The 17,698-nt window shown below is 44.7% G+C and carries 12 protein-coding genes; 6 read left to right on the top strand and 6 right to left on the bottom strand.

What is annotated here, in order from left to right:
* Window positions 1-32 precede the first annotated feature (32 nt).
* The 5 genes from nadK to C7Y69_RS19735 all read right to left on the bottom strand — a co-directional run bounded on the left by nadK (window position 33) and on the right by C7Y69_RS19735 (window position 5,512).
* The gene (gene nadK, locus C7Y69_RS19755; protein ID WP_013784764.1) at window positions 33-908 is read right to left on the bottom strand and encodes an NAD(+) kinase; all 876 of its coding nucleotides are present in this window, start codon (window positions 906-908) and stop codon (window positions 33-35) included.
* 79 nt (window positions 909-987) lie between these two features.
* Complete coding sequence (locus tag C7Y69_RS19750; protein WP_126873926.1) at window positions 988-1,755, bottom strand: 3-hydroxybutyrate dehydrogenase; 768 nt, start codon at window positions 1,753-1,755, stop codon at window positions 988-990.
* A complete protein-coding gene (locus C7Y69_RS19745; RefSeq protein WP_126873925.1) occupies window positions 1,748-2,806 on the bottom strand; it encodes a PHB depolymerase family esterase in 1,059 nt (352 codons plus the stop codon). The genes C7Y69_RS19750 and C7Y69_RS19745 overlap by 8 nt, the downstream gene beginning before the upstream one ends.
* 72 nt (window positions 2,807-2,878) lie before the next feature.
* Window positions 2,879-4,204 (bottom strand): homoserine O-acetyltransferase, encoded by a 1,326-nt coding sequence (locus C7Y69_RS19740; RefSeq protein WP_126873924.1) that lies wholly within the window; start codon window positions 4,202-4,204, stop codon window positions 2,879-2,881.
* A gap of 12 nt (window positions 4,205-4,216) precedes the next feature.
* Window positions 4,217-5,512, bottom strand: coding sequence for a GntP family permease (locus tag C7Y69_RS19735; protein ID WP_126873990.1), 1,296 nt, complete (start codon window positions 5,510-5,512; stop codon window positions 4,217-4,219).
* 273 nt (window positions 5,513-5,785) lie between these two features.
* Here C7Y69_RS19735 and C7Y69_RS19730 point away from each other — a divergent pair, with 273 nt between their 5' ends.
* Entirely contained in the window at window positions 5,786-8,080 is a 2,295-nt protein-coding gene (locus C7Y69_RS19730; protein ID WP_126873923.1) for a TonB-dependent receptor, read from the top strand.
* Window positions 8,081-8,307: 227 nt separating this feature from the next.
* Entirely contained in the window at window positions 8,308-8,952 is a 645-nt protein-coding gene (locus C7Y69_RS19725; protein WP_126873922.1) for a response regulator, read from the top strand.
* Window positions 8,953-9,102: 150 nt separating this feature from the next.
* Here C7Y69_RS19725 and C7Y69_RS19720 read toward each other — a convergent pair whose 3' ends face one another.
* On the bottom strand, window positions 9,103-12,582 hold the full coding sequence (locus tag C7Y69_RS19720; protein ID WP_126873921.1) for a sodium:solute symporter family transporter: 3,480 nt from the start codon (window positions 12,580-12,582) through the stop codon (window positions 9,103-9,105).
* 239 nt (window positions 12,583-12,821) lie between these two features.
* Here C7Y69_RS19720 and grpE point away from each other — a divergent pair, with 239 nt between their 5' ends.
* The 4 genes from grpE (at window position 12,822) to C7Y69_RS19700 (ending at window position 17,464) form a co-directional block, all read left to right on the top strand.
* Window positions 12,822-13,442 (top strand): nucleotide exchange factor GrpE, encoded by a 621-nt coding sequence (gene grpE / locus C7Y69_RS19715; protein WP_126873920.1) that lies wholly within the window; start codon window positions 12,822-12,824, stop codon window positions 13,440-13,442.
* A gap of 117 nt (window positions 13,443-13,559) precedes the next feature.
* The gene (gene dnaK / locus C7Y69_RS19710) at window positions 13,560-15,494 is read left to right on the top strand and encodes a molecular chaperone DnaK (RefSeq protein ID WP_126873919.1); all 1,935 of its coding nucleotides are present in this window, start codon (window positions 13,560-13,562) and stop codon (window positions 15,492-15,494) included.
* A 177-nt stretch (window positions 15,495-15,671) separates the two neighbouring features.
* The gene (gene dnaJ, locus C7Y69_RS19705) at window positions 15,672-16,808 is read left to right on the top strand and encodes a molecular chaperone DnaJ (protein ID WP_126873918.1); all 1,137 of its coding nucleotides are present in this window, start codon (window positions 15,672-15,674) and stop codon (window positions 16,806-16,808) included.
* A gap of 155 nt (window positions 16,809-16,963) precedes the next feature.
* Window positions 16,964-17,464, top strand: a complete 501-nt coding sequence (locus tag C7Y69_RS19700; RefSeq protein WP_082604943.1) for a c-type cytochrome — start codon at window positions 16,964-16,966, stop codon at window positions 17,462-17,464.
* The last annotated feature ends 234 nt before the right edge of the window (window positions 17,465-17,698 follow it).

Raw genomic sequence — 17,698 nt, 5'->3', positions numbered from 1 at the left:
GGGCTAAAATTAATTTATTTCTTCCGCTTTACTTAATAAAGCTTGCTACCCCAGCCTAACTTTTTACGAAGCACATTAAAGTAGCTGTAACCCTTTGGATGCACTAAATAAAGTTTATCTTCACTTTTGTTAATGCGTATTTCATCGCCTGGAAGTACAGGGAGTACAATGTGGCTGTCACAACTTATTTGCAGTGAGTCGCTGTTTACCTTCGATACTTTCATCGACACTTGGCTATCGGCGTCTACCACAATCGGTCTGCTGCTTAATGTATGCGGAAACATAGGCACTAAGGTTAACGCATCGAGCTTAGGCATGATGATAGGGCCACCTGCCGATAATGAGTAGGCGGTAGAACCGGTAGGCGTAGCAACAATTAGTCCATCGGAGCGTTGGCTGAATACAAATTGGTCATCTATATAAATTTCAAATTCCATCATGTGCGCCACTTTTCCGTGGTGAAGCACCACTTCGTTCACTGCGGAATTGCTACTTTTTAGTTTCTCATGACGATACACACCCACATCTAATAAAAAGCGTTTTTCAACTACGCATTCACCTTCAAAAATAAGATCAAGTTGCTGAACAATTTCATCAGGGTGGATATCGGTTAAAAAACCCAAGTTGCCTCGGTTTACGCCTACTACATGGATATCAAAGCGTGCCAATACCCTTGCTGCACCTAGCATACTGCCATCACCGCCTACTACTACGGCAAGGTCGGCTTCTTTACCAATAGTCACTAAGTTGCATGCGCGATGGTTATCACTTTCTAATTCTTTTGAGATGCTCTCTTCAACCAATAATTCACAGCCTTTTGCGGTGAGGTATTGAGCCAATAGATTTAAGCTGTCGTGCGTAGCAGCGTGTTGAGGTTTGCCAATTAAAGCAACGGTTTGATAGGGCATGTGGTGCTAATGTGTTTTCCTTACTGATGTCAGGACATTAGCACAGATATTTTACGAATGGAAAGGCTTAGCGTAACGTTTATCGGGCTGTCCAGCCGCCATCCAGTACCATGGTTTGGCCGGTAATATTGCGTGCACTATCCGACATTAAAAATGCCGCTGTGTCGGACAACTCATCTACGCGAATAAACTGCTTTTTAGGCATGGGCTCAAGCATTATTTTGTTGATCACTTCTTCTTCTGTAAGGTTGTTTTCTTTAGCCTGAGAGGCAATCTGCTTTTCGACCAACGGTGTTTTTACATAAGCAGGGCATAGGGTGTTGATGGTTACATCACAGTCGCCGGTTTCAAGAGCGATAGTTTTAGCAAACCCCAGCAGGCCATGTTTCGCTGCCACATAAGCTGATTTATAAGGGGATGCCACCAGTGAGTGAATTGAACCGACGTTGATAATTCGCCCAAAGTTTTGCTCGCGCATGTTAGGTAAAAACGCTTGGGTCAAAAGCGCGGGGCCAACCAGCATAATATTAATTAGTTGCTGCCATTTTTCAGGCGGGAAGTCTTCAATGCGCGAGACGTGCTGAATACCGGCATTGTTAATTAACACATCTACTTTTTGTCCTTTGAGCAAGTCAGGTAAAGCGGCTACTTGCTGTGCATTGCAAACATCAACTTCAATAGCGCTGGCACTGCCACCTTCTTTCAGAATATCGTTCGCAGCGCTTTGTGCTGCTTGTTCGTTAATATCGGCAATAATCACATGATGTCCCGCTTTCGACATTGCTTGTGCTATACCAAAGCCAATACCGCTTGCGCCACCAGTTATAAATACGGTTCGCTTAGTCATTATTTACAGCTCCTGTATTGGTCGTTGCTTTATTGATAGTGCCTGTGTTAATGCCTTTAATCATATTGGCCACAGCAGAAATTTGAGCGCCTTTTCGATTTGCATAATCATCTGAAGTGTATCCCCACCAATCCCAGCAACCTTGGGGGTTTAATGGCATAAATAACGATTTTTTAGTTTGCGGGTACAACACAACGATATTGTTATCATCGGCCCATCGGTTGATACCTGTTTTGGTTACATAGCTATTGCCAACTACTTCGGCATATTGATTACAGCCATGAAAACTAATATGTAAGCTGCACGATTCACCTGATGCACAGTTTTCGGGTACAAAAACAAACCCTTTTTCCGCCAAGGTTTCGCCATCGCTGCCCGCAAGTTTTTGCTGAGAAATAGTGTAAACCTTGCCTGAAACCGAATCATCGGGTGCGGTTAAGTAGGGCAACAGGTGGTTCAACATATTACCCGCAGTGTCGTAATTACAGTTACCAATAAAAGGGCTTTCTGAAACGCTGCAATTACTGCCTTCATTCAAGGTAGGGAAGTGGTGTGCTGCGCTTTGGTCATTCACGTATACAATATTTTGAGTGTCTGTCCAACTTTGGTATTGGCGGTACAGTAAATCGCTGGCTTGCGCCGTTACACGCACGTCGTTTGTGCCGTGAAATAACCATACTTTGGCATCTTTAAGGCCCGCTAAAGGCGCAATACTGCCTTCGTTTGCATAATCTATGGCAACGCTTGAAAGTGCATCTAGATTAATTGGTGTATCTACCTTATTCACGCACTGGTTTAATGCAGTGGTGATATCATTTTGCGCACAATAATAAGGCCCCGCAGCAATGATGCCTGCGCCTTTTACCCAATCACTGTGTGCAATATGAAATTGCGTCGCCATATATCCGCCAGAAGAAAGGCCAGATACCGTAACTTGCTCTACATCAAGACTTAGCGGGGGTAGTCCATTGCCTGAATTAGCAGCGTTAGATAACGCTACGCCACTGTATAACGCACAAAAGCTGGCCAATATTTTATAAGTTGTTTTCATATCAGGTTCCTACAGTTAAATGCTTAGTTTGCCGCTAAGCATTGCACTTATTTAAACGGTTCTTTTTAGTCTTTATAAAGCGCTGGAAAGAAACGCGGCAATCCGCTCGCCTTCGGCTTTTACATTCACTATGCCTTCAAGGTGTCCGAAGGGGCCATTCAGTGTTTCCAGTTCGCTGTTTTTTCCCAAGTGGTTGAGTTGATAGTCTGCCGATTCGGCTAAATAAGGCATGAGTAACAAGTCGGTGGATGCCGGCAAGAACAAGGTTTTGGCTTGAATGTGCTTAAGTCCTTCTTCTAAGTTATTCCCATGGCCTGCTACAAATAATTGGCAGGCGCGAACTAAATAAAGAAGATGATTTGCATCCATTTTTTTAGCGCGCTGACGAGCACGGCTTTCTAACCATTTCACAATAGAGTGCTGAGCATTAATGTTCTCTAATGGCGCTTGCTCCACCGCTTGATAGCCTAGCGTTTTACCTTGCTGGTTAAAGTACGTAGGGTACAAGGCATCTTGGGTGATCAACATCAAAGAAGCCACTAACCCTTCAGTGGGTTGGTTATGTCGAGCGTAACTACCTTGTTTCCAGTTAGCATCTAATCGAATAGGCGTTGCCCAGTGCGAAAGGGCAGCGGTTGTCCACGCATCGCTTTCACCCGTGCCAATAACCGATATCATTCTTGGCACCCAGTCGGGGTAAGCACTAGCCCAGTCGATAGCCTGCATCGACCCCATAGAAGGGCCAACCACAGCATGCAGTCTCTGTATGCCTAAGCTTTCAAGTAACGCCTTTTGCACATTCACGAAGTCACGGATTGTCACCACGGGGAAATCTAGCCCCCACGGTTTATTGGTTTCTGGGTTGATAGTAGCAGGGCCGGTAGTAATAACGTGCTCATCGTAGGCGTTTAAATTCACTAAACTGTCTACACTTATAACATAATAGATATCGGTATCGATGGCTTTGCCAGGGCCAATTAACGCATCCCAGTAGCCTATATTAGGGCTTGCAATACCCTGAGAGCTTTCATATACACCAGCGGCATGCGATGTGCCCGAAAAGTGGTGTGTAACAAGAATAACGTTGCTTTTGTCTGCATTTAATTGCCCGTAGGCTTCCCAACCCACTCTTACGTTATTAATGGTTTTGCCACCAAATGTGGTGAAGCTTTCTATTGAGAACGCTTCTTTCTTCGTAATAAGCGTTGGCTTATTGTTTTCTGGAGCATTTGCATCAGCAGTATTGGCGGTGTTGACAGACTTCGCGGTGAGATCTGAAGCTGAATTAGCCACATTAGCCACATTAGCCACATTAGCCACATTAGCACTGCGCGCTGTTGTAGTAACTAATGAAAAAGCCAGCAAAGCACAATATAAAAAAGCTATTTTTAGTTTCATGGAAATCCTTGTCTAAAACACGCTGAATAGGCCAATGGCAAGGGCGAGGCCTATAACCGGTACGACTACCGTCAATGCTGCAACGGCACCATAGGCTGCCTTATGGGTTTCATGACATATGGCGCGAATTGTGGTGACAACATACCCGTTATGAGGCAGTGAATCTAGCGCACCTGAAGAGATAGAAACAATACGATGTAATTGTTCTGGCTGTACGCCTTGGTCAAGATAATGCGGTGCAAGTAGTGGCAGTGCGATAGCTTGGCCTCCTGAAGCCGAGCCGGTTAAGCCTGCTATTACGCTAATCGCTATTGCTGCGCCAATTAACTCGTTACCAGGGATTTGCGTCATTAAAGCTACCGTTTGCTGAAATGCCTCGGTGTTTTTAGCTATAGCGCCAAACCCTACGACTGCCGCAGTATTGCCAATAGCGACCAGTGCCCCTGTGGTGCCGGTGTTTATCGCCGCTTGTAAATTGTGAAAGTGGGCGCGGTTTATAATAAGCAAAGTAAGTACGCCTCCCCCTAAGGCTACAATAAGCGCAAGTTGCGCTAGTGCTTCGTGTAAAAAGAAGGAAATACACAGCACTACTAGCAATGGAATAATACCGGTGAGCGGGTGAGGGTAATCTCGTTCGCGTATTTCAGGGTCGGTAATACGCGCTTCAAACTCCTCGCCATTAGCTATCGCTTTGCGGATCATTTTCGCTAGCCACCAGTAACCAAGCACTGCCATGAAAATAGCAACCACTAAGCTTACTTCCCATGCAGCAAAAGGTGAGGTGCCCAAATACTTAATAGGGATCCAGTTTTGGATTTCTGGTGAGCCGGCAGAGGTCATCGTAAAGGTGACTGAACCAAATGCCATGGCTGCGGGAATAAAACGGCGAGGCAAGTTCGCATCTTTAAATAAGCTTACCGCCATAGGGTAAACCGAGAAGGCGACAACAAAAACGCTCACGCCCCCGTAAGTTAAAATAGCGCAAGCAAGCACCACTGCTAACACGGCCTGTTTGTAACCAATGCGTTGTATTATCCAACGAGAGACTGAATCAGCAGCGCCACTGTCTTCCATGAATTTGCCAAATAAAGCACCAAGCAAAAACATAAAAAACCATGCGGCGATAAAACCTGAAAACCCACTCATGTAGGTTTCCACAAAATTTATTTCACCAATAAAAACAGACATACCGTTGGTTAACGCCACCACCAGTGCACACAAGGGGGCTGCAATGAAAAGATTCATTCCCCGAATGGTTAACACAATTAATAACACTAGTCCGCCTACCAGACCCATCATACTTAACATCATTGTTTTTCCTTAAAAATCTGTGACCGCAGATTCTCCAGAACAGTTAAGTTTATGTTTATATTGCGTTTATATAGATTTTAGTCATGGCTTTTCACTTCAATAAACAATTGGTGAAGTCATGTCCTAGGGCTAAAGTGTGGCGGTAGTGGCGCTAAATTCCCATAGTACGATGGTACTACATACGGCGAGGGCAAAATTACCTAGAGTAAAGTTCGACCGCAGGCATTACATCCGACAGTAACGATAATTTAGAACTAAAAAGGACACATTATGTCACTCACTTCACACATGCAGCGTTACCCTCGCTCTATCTGTGCAGCTGCTGTTGCGAGCGCACTGTTAATTTCACCCACTACGTTCGCTCAAGACGCAGATGCTGACGATAAAGGTAAACTGGAGCGTATTGAAGTTACCGCACGAAAAACCGTTGAGTCATTGCAGGAAACCCCCGTGGCCATCACCTCAATTGGTGCGGTTGAATTAGCCGAAAAGGGCATTAGCGTACTTACTGAAGTACAGCAGTTTTCGCCGAACACTACATTGCAAACCAGCCGTGGCACTAACTCTACGTTAACCGCTTTTATTCGTGGTTTAGGTCAACAAGACCCGCTTTGGGGATACGAGCCTGGCGTAGGTATTTACGTTGATGATGTGTACATTGCTCGCCCACAAGGTGCGGTGCTCGATTTGTTAGATGTACAGCGCATTGAAGTACTACGTGGGCCGCAGGGTACGCTTTATGGTAAGAACACTATTGGTGGGGCTGTAAAATATGTCACCAAAGAAATGTCAGGGGAAACCCAATTAAACGTGCAAGCTACCCTTGGTAGTTATAGCCAGCGGGATCTCAAGGTCACAGGGCAAATCCCATTAATAGAAGATACGGTGTATTTGGGTGTAGGTTACGCTAATTTAAACCGCGACGGCTTTGGCGAATACTTAGTCAGCGCATTAGACGGCCAAGATAAAGAAAACTATAACAAAGATTTATGGGCTGCCCGTCTTACCTTAGAAGTACACGCTAGTGATGATTTGTTTTTCCGTTTCGGCTGGGATAAAACCGAAGATACCTCAAACGCAAAAGGTGGCTATCGTCTTATCCCCAGTATTCTAACCGACGCACCCGTGCCTGATTCAAAGTTCGATTCGTACACCAGCCTACCTACTTGGAATAAAGTAGAACTTGAAGGGTATAACTGGCTAGCCCGATACAACGTAAGCGATAATTTAGAGCTTAAATACATAGGCTCTCATCGCGAGAGCTATTCTCCTACAAATATTGATTTTGATAATACGGCATTGCCAATTTTCGATGTGCCTGCCGAGTATGACGACAGCAATGACACCCATGAATTGCAGCTAAATTATACGGGAAATAGCTACTCGCTCGTATCTGGCTTATATCTTTATGATGGTGAGTCATGCGGAAACTTCGACGCAGTATTAGGTGTGTTAGGTGTGGCGCTAGGCGCACCGGGTTTGACCCGAGAAGTGAGCGGCTGTAACAACTCAGAAAGCTGGGCTGCTTATGCGCAATTCAATTACGACATCAACGACAAACTTTCTCTCTCACTCGGCGCCCGCTTCACTGATGAAGAAAAATCGGCAACGGTAAATAACGGCTTAATCTTCGCCAACGTATACCCTTATACCGATTGGATTGATGGCTATGTGCGTCCTGATGGTGACTTAGTGCCTCAAGTGCTGGGTACTGACAGCAACGGTGATGGGGTTTTTGAAGGACCTGCGGTAGAAAGCTGGTCACGCTTTACGCCGCGAGTTGGCGTGGAATACCAAATGAGCCGAGATACCCTATTTTTTGCGAGTTATTCGCAAGGCTTTAAATCGGGCACCTTTAATCCACGCGCTACGGTAAACGAGCCAGGGGTTGAACCTGAAGTCGTTGATAGCTACGAAGTGGGCATGAAAAGTGACGTAAACGATGCATTGCGATTAAATGTAACCTTGTTTTCGTATGACCATTCAGACCGACAATACATAGGAATCGAAGGTGATTTAAGCGACCCAACTGCACTTGATCAAAGGTTACGCAACGCGGCAGAAACGGCTGCAAAAGGTGCAGAAGTAGAAATGACATGGGTAGCCTCTGATAACTTACAATTTGACGTGGCTTACGGGTATATCGACTTTGAAATTAAGAAAAACAATGCGATACCCCCTCTCATTGGTTTGGCTAGCACACCTGAAAATACACTGAATATTGGTGCAAATTATCTGCTAGAAACAGGTTTTGGTGATATTTCATTTAATGCTAACTATTACTATCGTGGTGATTATTTATTGTTTGAAACCAGCGATCTAATTGAACAAGATGCCTATGGTATGGTGAATTTAAGTGCGCGTTGGGAGAGTGTAGAAGGCGATTGGTATGCAGGCCTTCATGTGAAAAACCTAACCGACGAAGAATACTTGGTGGGTGGATATGACTTTGTTACTCGAGACGAAGACGGTAACTTTGGGCCAGGCTTAGGCGGGGATACTACGTTAATTGGCTATTATGGTGACCCACGTACAGTTCACGTTACGCTAGGGTATCGTTTTTAAACGCGGTGAGTCGCACAATTGTTAATGCAATAGTTAAATGTACAAATAATATAAAATAGCGATACAAAGAAAGCCGGAATGTGAGTTCCGGCTTTCTTATTTGTTTTTAACTTCTTCTTGCAACTGTATTTACACACATCAAAAGTGACTATTAATACTGGGCATTTGTAACTATCATGTTATTATTGATTTAACAATTTTGTTACAACGTTGCGGCAGATAATAAGATGAAAATACGCGTACTTATTGCAGATGATCACCCCTTATTTCGAGCGGCAATGTGCCAAGCCCTTGGTGACATTGTAGGGCCTCATATACTGCAAGCATCTACACTGGATGAAACCCTAAGTCAGCTTGAAGCAAACCCAGATATCGATTTGGTATTTTTGGATGTGAAAATGCCGGGTAACGAGGGTTTGATAGGGTTGTCTGAAGTGCGGGCACGGTTCCCTGACGTATTGGTGGTCATGGTGACAGCCTTAGAAGAGGCTAACCTTATTCGCAAGGCGCTTGCTTTAGGTGCGTGCGGTTTTATTCCTAAATCGGCATCTATAGAGTGTATAGCCGAGGCGGTTGAACGTGTGTTAGATGGCGAGCAGTGGCTTCCTGAATCGGTAGCGAATCTTACTGATGAAGCGTCTGAGACCGAAACTGACGATTTTAGCGTTAAACTAGCCATGTTAACGCCTCACCAATTGAAAGTACTTCGGATGGTGGCAGACGGGCTGTTAAATAAGCAAATAGCTTACGAACTGGATATTTCCGAATCTACAGTAAAGCAGCACGTTTCAGCAGTATTGAGAAAGTTGAAGGTTATTAATCGCACGAAAGCAGGTATTGCGTTTAAACATGCTATGGCTGTGCATGAGTAGGCCTAAGCGATTATCTAACCAAGTCGATTTGAACTAACGCATTAAGCAAAATAACCTATCGAGCAAATTGACGGGTTAATAAGCTATCCCTGATAACAACATTTAACCACTTATATTGTTCATCTGCCAACCACTAATTTGAACACTAAGCTAGTCAGCAAGTTTCAATTCATTTTTGAGCAAGCGCTTAAGGGCTAAAGGTTTAACAGGTTTGGGTAAGTAGTACAGCCCTAAGTCACTAGCAGCGTCCCTAATACCCTCCCTTCTGTTTGCCGTAATTAGCACCCCGGGTACCTTGCGTCCCCACTTTTCCTGTAATTGAGAGGCCGCTTGCGTTCCTGTTTCACTGGCATCTAAATGATAGTCAACAAGAAGCAAATCTGGCGGGTTAGGGCACGCTTGCATCGATTCAGCAATATTTGTGGCAACTAGCACTACCGCGCCCCAATCTGAGAGCAATACTTCCATGGCTTGGGCTATTTGTGCATCATTTTCTATCAGTAGTATTCGTCTGCCAGATAAAAATGGCTTACTTGGCATTGCGCGTGGTGTCTGTGCACTCGGCGCTATTGCGCCATTGGTTGTTTTAGTTCTAGTTTCTGCCGTTTCTGTATGTGCAAGGTCGGCGCTTTTTATGTTTGAGTTGCTGTTGCTATAGGAAGTTTCAACGCAAGGCACAGACACACTAAACTTGCTGCCCTTGTTTACTGTGGATACCAGCGAAATAGGGTGGTGTAGTAATCGGCCCATACGCTCTACAATGGTTAACCCTAACCCCAAACCTTGAGCGTTTTGTGTTTCATCTAATTGGTGAAATTCGTTAAAGATTTCACTTTGCTGGTGGTTGGGAATACCAGCCCCTGTATCGTACACACAAATATCAATTAGCGGTGTGGTTGATTTTAATGGGCGCTGGTGGCCTGATTTTGAGTACTTGCGCCTTATACCAACCAGTACCTTGCCTACTGTGGTATAGCGTATCGCATTCGATAATAAGTTTTGCACGATACGGCGTAACAAATTTTTATCGGAATGAATAACAAGTTGGGTGGGGACATAACGCAAGGTTAAGCCTTTAGATGCTGCTATTACACTGAACTCTTGAACGAGTGGCGCTAACATATCATCTAATGCAAAACTGCTTGTTTGAGGAGCCAACTTGCCCGACTCCAACTTGGTCATATCTAGTAGCATGGTTAGCAGGCTTTCTGCACTATTAAGTGAGCTAACCACCCCTTCTGAAAGCGTGGCCAGTTCACCGCCTTTGGTTTTTTGGGCCAGCATGGCGGCAAATAAGGTAGCGGCATTAAAGGGTTGCATGAGATCGTGTCCCGCTGCAGCTAAAAACTTCGTTTTACTTTCGTTTGCCTTGTCGGCTTCAAGTTTTGCATGCTGCAGCTCTTCAGTGCGAGCAACTACGCGGCCTTCTAATTCAGATTTGGCGCGCTCAAGGGCTTCTTGAATGGCAATGTATTCAGTTATGTCACTGTAGGTCGTTACATATCCACCCCCAGGTAATGGCGAGCCATTTAGCTCAATCACTTTTCCATCGGGCTGTTTTCGTACATATTTGTACCGGCTGCCTTCTTTCATATAAACAATACGTTTATTAATTTCATCGTTGGTTAGCGTGGCGTTGCCGAATAGCCCTCTTTCGGCGTTGTAAGCAAGAATACTTTCAATCGACATACCGGTTTTAAGGAATGACCGTGGGTAGTTAAACATTTCAATATAGCGCTCATTCCACGCTAATAACTGCAGCTTTTCATCTAATACGCTAATACCTTGCTCAATATTTTGTACCGAGGATTGCAGTACTTCATGATTAAACTGAAAAGATTGCGACGCTTCTTCTACCCAATCTACCAATTCAGGCAAGGTATCATTTTTAGTTTCAGTAATAGCGCCTAGCAAAATGCGCGCACTTGGGGTGCCTACTTGAGCGCTGAGCAATTTTTCTGTGCGCTGCAAAAGTGTGTGGTTTGCGTAACCCGAATTAGCATCGGAAATATTAACTGATAACTGATTTACTAGGGCTTCATGAACTGCTGGGTCGAGAACTCGCTGTGTTAGTGCAGTTAAATCTTTAATACGAATGGCAAAGGTTGGTGAAGCTAGCGTTTCGCTTTCAATGCCATGAAGCGGGCGCTTAAACGTAATATAAGAAACCACAATGAAGGTGACGCAGTTCGCAAACAATGAATAAGCGAACCCTATTCCTAGCTCGGCATCAGAAGGTGGGCTATTAAAGTAGTAGCTCGACATTATGCTGGGGTACAGCAAGTACACTACCCAAAAACTAAAGCCGGCGAACAGCGCACATACGGCAGCCGCTTTGGTACTTCGTTGCCAATAAATGCCGAACATAAGCACAGGAAAGCACTGGCCTAGTAAGGCAATGGCAATAATACCGCTTTTTACTAGGGGAGCCGATTGGCTAACATTTAAGTGATACCAAAGGGCTACCGACAACACTACTAATACGGTAAGGCGACGGATAGTCAAAATTTTACTGGGCTGCATAGTGTGATTAGGTTCAGCGCGCAAACGTAGTTTCAACCACAACGGAGTAACTAAGTTGTTGGCTATCATGATGCCAAGGGCAAGTGTTGCCACAATCACCATGCTGGTGGTAGCCGATAGGCCACCAACAAAAGCAACGATAGAAACAGACATATTTTCTGCGTACAGAGGAAGGGCTAAAACATACGCATCAGAATTGACGCTTTGCGGCAGCAACACTTTACCTGCCAATGCCAAGGGAATAAGAAACACCGTCATACCCAAAAGATAAAGAGGAAACAACCAGCGAGCGGTGCGCAGCTCACCTTCGCCGTTTAGCTCAACGAAGTTCATGTGAAATTGGCGCGGTAATACAAACATAGAGCACACACCTAAAAGCACGTGGGATAAATACACCCATGGTGCCCTATCGGCATAAATGACACTGCGCGCAGCGTCGCTACTGGCGGCTTGCGTAACTAAATCAAGCACGCCATCAAACAAGTAAAAACAAACAAATATGCCCACCACCCAAAGTGCAACAAGCTTCACCACGGACTCAAAGGCAATACTAAGCAATAAACCTGGATGCTTGTCAGTAAGGTTGAGCGTACGTGTACCAAATACAATGGCAAAAATAGCCATTAGCCCCGCTACATATAAACTTACGTTTTGGGTTGAATGCTGGGTATCGGGCGTAATGAGATTAATGCTTTTTGTGATGGCATCAAGCTGCAAGGCAATGTAAGGAATTACACCAATAAAGCACAATATAGTGATTAATGCGGCGATAAGGTGAGAGTGCTGATATTTTAGGCCAATTAAATCAGCTAGTGAGCTGATATTGTGCTGCTGACACAATCGGCTTATGTGTAATACCACAGGAAAGGCGAATGCCATGGTAAGAATAATACCCATATAGGTAGGTATCACCGCCCAGCCATATTCAGCGGCTTGCGATGTCGTGCCAAAGAACGCCCAGGAGGTGCAGTGAACCCCTAACCCCAAGCTATATAAAATTGGGTGTTGTTGATTATCACGTAGCCGTTTATCGCCCCAGAAGGCAATGGCAAATAATGCGAGCAAATAAAGGGCTACTACCGTTCCTACGGTCCAAATACTGAGCATCAAGATTCCCTTATACAATACCTGTCAAAGTTAACATGTTTTTTACAATGAGTGGGTGTGTAGCTCGCATTTATTGATCTATTAAAAAAAACTTAAAAACAAACCATAAAAATAGTGTGGTTACCCTTGAAGGCGGTTAAAGCAGCCCCATAATTAATCCCAACATAGACATTGCCTATGATTGAGTACGAGTCACTCATGGGTTTATGCAGTATAGACATTAACGTTTGGAGGAAAGCATGAGCGATAACCGCGACGTGCAGGCAGAGCAAGAAGTTTCTGGCGTAGACGAAACCGTACAAGATGCTGAAGTGATACAAGAAGAGCAATCTTCACCAGAAGCTGAATCAGATGCAACACAGCGCATCTATGAGCTAGAAACAGCACTTTCAGAAGCACAGGCAACCATTAAAGAACAGCAAGACAGCGTATTACGTGCCCGTGCTGATGTGGAAAACGCCCGTCGCCGCGCTGAAATGGAAGTAGAAAAAGCACGTAAGTTCGCATTAGAGCGTTTTGCGGGTGAGCTTCTTCCTGTTGTTGACAACCTAGAGCGCGCTATCGAATTAACTGATGGCGAAAACGAAACGGTTAAGCCGTTGCTTGAAGGTGTGGAAATGACACACAAAAGTTTCTTAAGCACTATTGAGAAATTTGGATTGAGCCTTATTGATCCGCAGGGTGAAACCTTTAACCCTGACTTGCACCAAGCTATGTCTATGCAAGAAAGTGCAGACCACGCACCGAATACGGTTATGGCGGTTATGCAAAAAGGGTATCAAATTAATGGCCGTTTGTTGCGCCCAGCCATGGTTATGGTTTCGAGAGCGCCTAGCGGTGGTGTAGATACGCAAGCGTAAATACGTATTGCGGCTTAAATTACACAAAAATGTCAGTTTTTTTACTGACAACTATTGAAAATAGTGCGGAATAACCCCACTAAAATTGTAGATTAAATAAATTTTTGGAGACACGTAATGGGTAGAATCATTGGTATCGATTTAGGTACAACGAATTCATGTGTCGCAGTGCTAGACGGCGACAAACCTCGCGTACTTGAAAACGCGGAAGGCGATCGTACAACGCCATCAATCATTGCTTACACAAACGACGGCGAAACTTTAGTGGGTCAATCTGCTAAGCGCCAAGCGGTAACAAATCCTGAAAACACGCTTTTCGCGATTAAACGCTTAATTGGTCGTCGTTTTCAAGATAAAGAAGTACAACGCGACATCGACATCATGCCTTACAAAATTGTAGGTGCAGACAACGGTGATGCATGGGTAGAAGCGAAAGGCGAGAAAATGGCGCCTCCTCAAGTTTCTGCTGAAGTACTTAAGAAAATGAAGAAAACCGCTGAAGATTATCTTGGCGAAGAAGTAACTGGCGCAGTAATTACTGTTCCTGCTTACTTTAACGACTCACAGCGTCAAGCAACGAAAGATGCGGGTCGTATTGCTGGTCTAGAAGTTAAACGTATTATCAACGAGCCAACTGCGGCTGCGTTAGCGTACGGTATGGACAAAAAGCAAGGCGATAACGTAGTTGCGGTATACGACCTTGGTGGTGGTACGTTCGATATCTCTATCATCGAAATTGATGAAGTAGACGGCGAGCACACGTTTGAAGTACTAGCAACTAATGGTGATACTCACCTTGGTGGTGAAGATTTCGATAACCGTGTAATTAACTACCTTGTTGACGAATTCAAGAAAGATCAAGGCATCGACTTACGTAAAGATCCGCTTGCTATGCAGCGTCTTAAAGAAGCCGGTGAGAAAGCGAAAATTGAGCTTTCTTCTTCACAGCAAACTGAAGTTAACTTGCCGTACATCACAGCAGACGGTTCAGGTCCTAAGCACTTAGCGATTAAGCTAACCCGTGCAAAACTTGAGTCATTGGTTGAAGAGCTTGTTAAAAACACGCTTAACCCGCTTAAGCAAGCATTGGCAGACTCTGACCTATCAGTAGGTGATATCCAAGATATTATCTTGGTAGGTGGTCAAACACGTATGCCATTGGTACAGAAGCTAGTTACTGAATTCTTCGGTAAAGAGCCACGTAAAGACGTTAACCCTGATGAAGCCGTAGCCGTTGGTGCAGCAATTCAAGGTGGTGTACTTTCTGGTGACGTTAAAGACGTACTACTTCTTGACGTAACGCCTCTGTCTCTTGGTATCGAAACCATGGGCGGCGTGATGACAGCACTAATTGAGAAGAACACGACTATTCCAACGAAGAAGTCGCAAACTTTCTCTACTGCTGAAGACAACCAGTCTGCGGTAACAGTACACGTACTACAGGGTGAGCGTAAGCAATCTAGTGGTAACAAATCACTAGGTCAGTTCAACCTTGAAGGTATTCGTCCAGCTTCACGTGGTACCCCTCAAATCGAAGTAACGTTCGACTTGGATGCGGATGGTATCTTACATGTGTCTGCGAAAGACAAAGACACAGGTAAAGAGCAGAAGATCACAATTAAAGCATCTTCTGGCTTAAGCGATGAAGAAGTCGAGAAAATGGTTGCTGATGCAGAAGCGAACAAAGAAGCGGACGCTAAGTTTGAAGAACTCATTCAAGCACGTAACCAAGCTGATGGCATGATTCACGCTACTCGCAAGCAACTTGAAGAAGTTGGTGATGCGCTAAGTGCAGAAGACAAAGCACCAATCGAAGAAGCTGTTAGCGCGCTAGAAACAGCGGTTAAAGGCGAAGATAAAGCAGACATCGAAGCGAAAACGCAAGAACTCATTCAAGCGTCTAGCAAGTTGATGGAAGCGGCTCAAGCACAGCAAGCAGGCGCGGCCGGTGAAGCTGGCGCTGAAGGCGCAGAGCAACAAGCATCTGGCCAAGCTGATGACGACGTTGTTGACGCTGAGTTTGAAGAAGTCAAAGACGAAGATAAAAAGTAAGCAAACTGTTGCGATATGCCCGGTAAGCCGGGCAAACTTTAGCAGTTAAGGCGCATCAGGTTCACTTGTTGCGCCTTTGTCGTGTAATAAAACACGATAATAAATGTAGTTTCACAAGGGCGACAATGTGCTCGAACAACGTGCTTGTGATAATAATAGGTAGGATAAGTAAACACTATGTCGAAACGTGACTACTACGAAGTGCTTGAGGTAGATAAAGGCGCTAGCGAACGCGAAATCAAAAAAGCGTATAAAAAGCTAGCGATGAAATATCACCCAGACCGCACGCAGGGCGATAAAGCCCTTGAAGTTAAATTCAAGGAAATCCAGGAAGCCTACGAAGTATTAAACGATGCGCAAAAGCGTGCCGCTTACGATCAATATGGTCACGCTGGTGTAGATCCTAATCGCGGTGGCGCTGGCTTTGGTGGTGGTGGCGACTTCGGTGATATCTTCGGCGATGTATTTGGTGATATTTTCGGTGGCGGCGGTGCTCGTGGCGGTCGTCAATCACGTGCTCGTCAGGGCTCAGACCTTCGTTACAATCTAGAATTATCGCTTGAAGAAGCGGTACGTGGCAAAAGCGTTGATATTCGCGTGCCTACATTGGTTGAATGTGAAGTGTGTGACGGTTCTGGTGCGAAGAAAGGCTCTACGCCAAAAACGTGTCCAACCTGTCATGGAAACGGTCAGGTGCAAATGCGCCAAGGCTTCTTTGCGGTTCAACAAACTTGCCCAACCTGTTCAGGTAAAGGCAAGATTATTGAAGATCCATGTAACAGCTGTCATGGCCATGGTCGTAAAGAAAAAACCAAAACCCTTAATGTCAAGATTCCATCAGGTGTTGATACCGGCGATCGTATTCGTTTATCTGGCGAAGGCGAAGCGGGAGAGAATGGTGCACCGGCAGGTGACTTGTATGTTCAAGTACATGTGCGTGATCATAAAATCTTCCAGCGTGACGGTAACAACTTGTACTGTGAAGTGCCATTAAGTTTCACTACAGCAGCCCTAGGTGGTGAGTTAGAAGTACCTACGCTAGATGGCAAAGTGAAACTTAAGATTAGCCCTGAAACCCAAACAGGACGTATGTTCCGTTTACGCGGTAAAGGCGTTAAATCGGTTCGAAGCGGCGCAGTTGGCGATTTGATGTGTAAAGTTGTGGTGGAAACACCGGTTAGCTTGTCATCACGTCAAAAAGAATTGCTACAAGAGCTAGAAGAATCGATGGGTAAAGCATCAAGTAAACACAGTCCAAAAGCACAAGGCTTCTTTGACGGTGTGAAAAAGTTTTTCGATGATTTAACTAACTAAATCGTATCAAAATTATAAAGCCCTCATATGAGGGCTTTTTTTTGCCTAAAATAAAGAAAAAACACAAAATTTACAGGTTAAAACCTTGCGCAAAAGGTGGGTATTCGTCAGGATAGAAAACAGACCAACACAATCGAACAGGCATGGCGATAACTATGAAAAATATTCTAGGAAAGACAATCAAGACCACATTAGCTACCGCAGCTTTAGCAACGTGTTTAGCTGGTGGAGCAATTGCGGCGACGGAAACATCAGAAGCCTCGTCAGAAAAGCATGCGAAAGCGGCGACCCAATACCGTCAAGCGATATTCCAATTGGTACGCAGCAACATGGGGCCGTTGGGCGGCATGGCAAAAGGAGCGCTACCTTTTGATGAGTCTGTGATGATGACCAATGGGGTGCGATTAGAGCAACTTGCAGATATGATGAGTGATTACTTATCTGTTGATACCCGTAAGTTTGATGTAGACACAGGCGCAAAAGACGCAATGTGGGAAAATTTCTCCGATGTAGAATCTAAAATTGCAGCATTAAAAGAAGCGTCAATGGGCTTACAAGCTGCAGTGAAAGCAGGCGATGAAAGTGCTTATCGCGGCGCGATTGGCAAAGTGGGAGCAAGCTGTAAGTCTTGTCATGATGACTACAAAAAAGACTAACCGTTTTAGTTATTCACAGCGCATGTAGTTCGTGCGCTGTTATTTCCTTACCTCCTTACCTCCTTACCTCCTTACCTCCATGCCTCTAGCTGCATACATACATATCATTCATGCTCGCTCATAAATCCTCTTTATATACTAAACGATTGCTCACTTCTTAGTGCAAATGTGCTGGAAAAAAGAGTAAAAATTCTCTATTGTTGACTAAATAATGATCATGATTTTTGCTTGAGC

The sequence above is a fragment of the Alteromonas sp. KS69 genome, assembly GCF_003989595.1.
GTDB classification, from domain to species: domain Bacteria; phylum Pseudomonadota; class Gammaproteobacteria; order Enterobacterales; family Alteromonadaceae; genus Alteromonas; species Alteromonas naphthalenivorans.
The sequence above is the reverse complement of the archived record's forward strand: the minus strand, read 5'-3'. Positions and strand labels throughout refer to the sequence as shown.

Coding starts and splice junctions, on each gene's coding strand:
- nadK (WP_013784764.1), bottom strand. CDS start 908: ATGCCCTATCAAACCGTTGCTTTAATTGGCAAACCTCAACACGCTGCT.
- C7Y69_RS19750 (WP_126873926.1), bottom strand. CDS start 1,755: ATGACTAAGCGAACCGTATTTATAACTGGTGGCGCAAGCGGTATTGGC.
- C7Y69_RS19745 (WP_126873925.1), bottom strand. CDS start 2,806: ATGAAAACAACTTATAAAATATTGGCCAGCTTTTGTGCGTTATACAGT.
- C7Y69_RS19740 (WP_126873924.1), bottom strand. CDS start 4,204: ATGAAACTAAAAATAGCTTTTTTATATTGTGCTTTGCTGGCTTTTTCA.
- C7Y69_RS19735 (WP_126873990.1), bottom strand. CDS start 5,512: ATGTTAAGTATGATGGGTCTGGTAGGCGGACTAGTGTTATTAATTGTG.
- C7Y69_RS19730 (WP_126873923.1), top strand. CDS start 5,786: ATGTCACTCACTTCACACATGCAGCGTTACCCTCGCTCTATCTGTGCA.
- C7Y69_RS19725 (WP_126873922.1), top strand. CDS start 8,308: ATGAAAATACGCGTACTTATTGCAGATGATCACCCCTTATTTCGAGCG.
- C7Y69_RS19720 (WP_126873921.1), bottom strand. CDS start 12,582: ATGCTCAGTATTTGGACCGTAGGAACGGTAGTAGCCCTTTATTTGCTC.
- grpE (WP_126873920.1), top strand. CDS start 12,822: ATGAGCGATAACCGCGACGTGCAGGCAGAGCAAGAAGTTTCTGGCGTA.
- dnaK (WP_126873919.1), top strand. CDS start 13,560: ATGGGTAGAATCATTGGTATCGATTTAGGTACAACGAATTCATGTGTC.
- dnaJ (WP_126873918.1), top strand. CDS start 15,672: ATGTCGAAACGTGACTACTACGAAGTGCTTGAGGTAGATAAAGGCGCT.
- C7Y69_RS19700 (WP_082604943.1), top strand. CDS start 16,964: ATGAAAAATATTCTAGGAAAGACAATCAAGACCACATTAGCTACCGCA.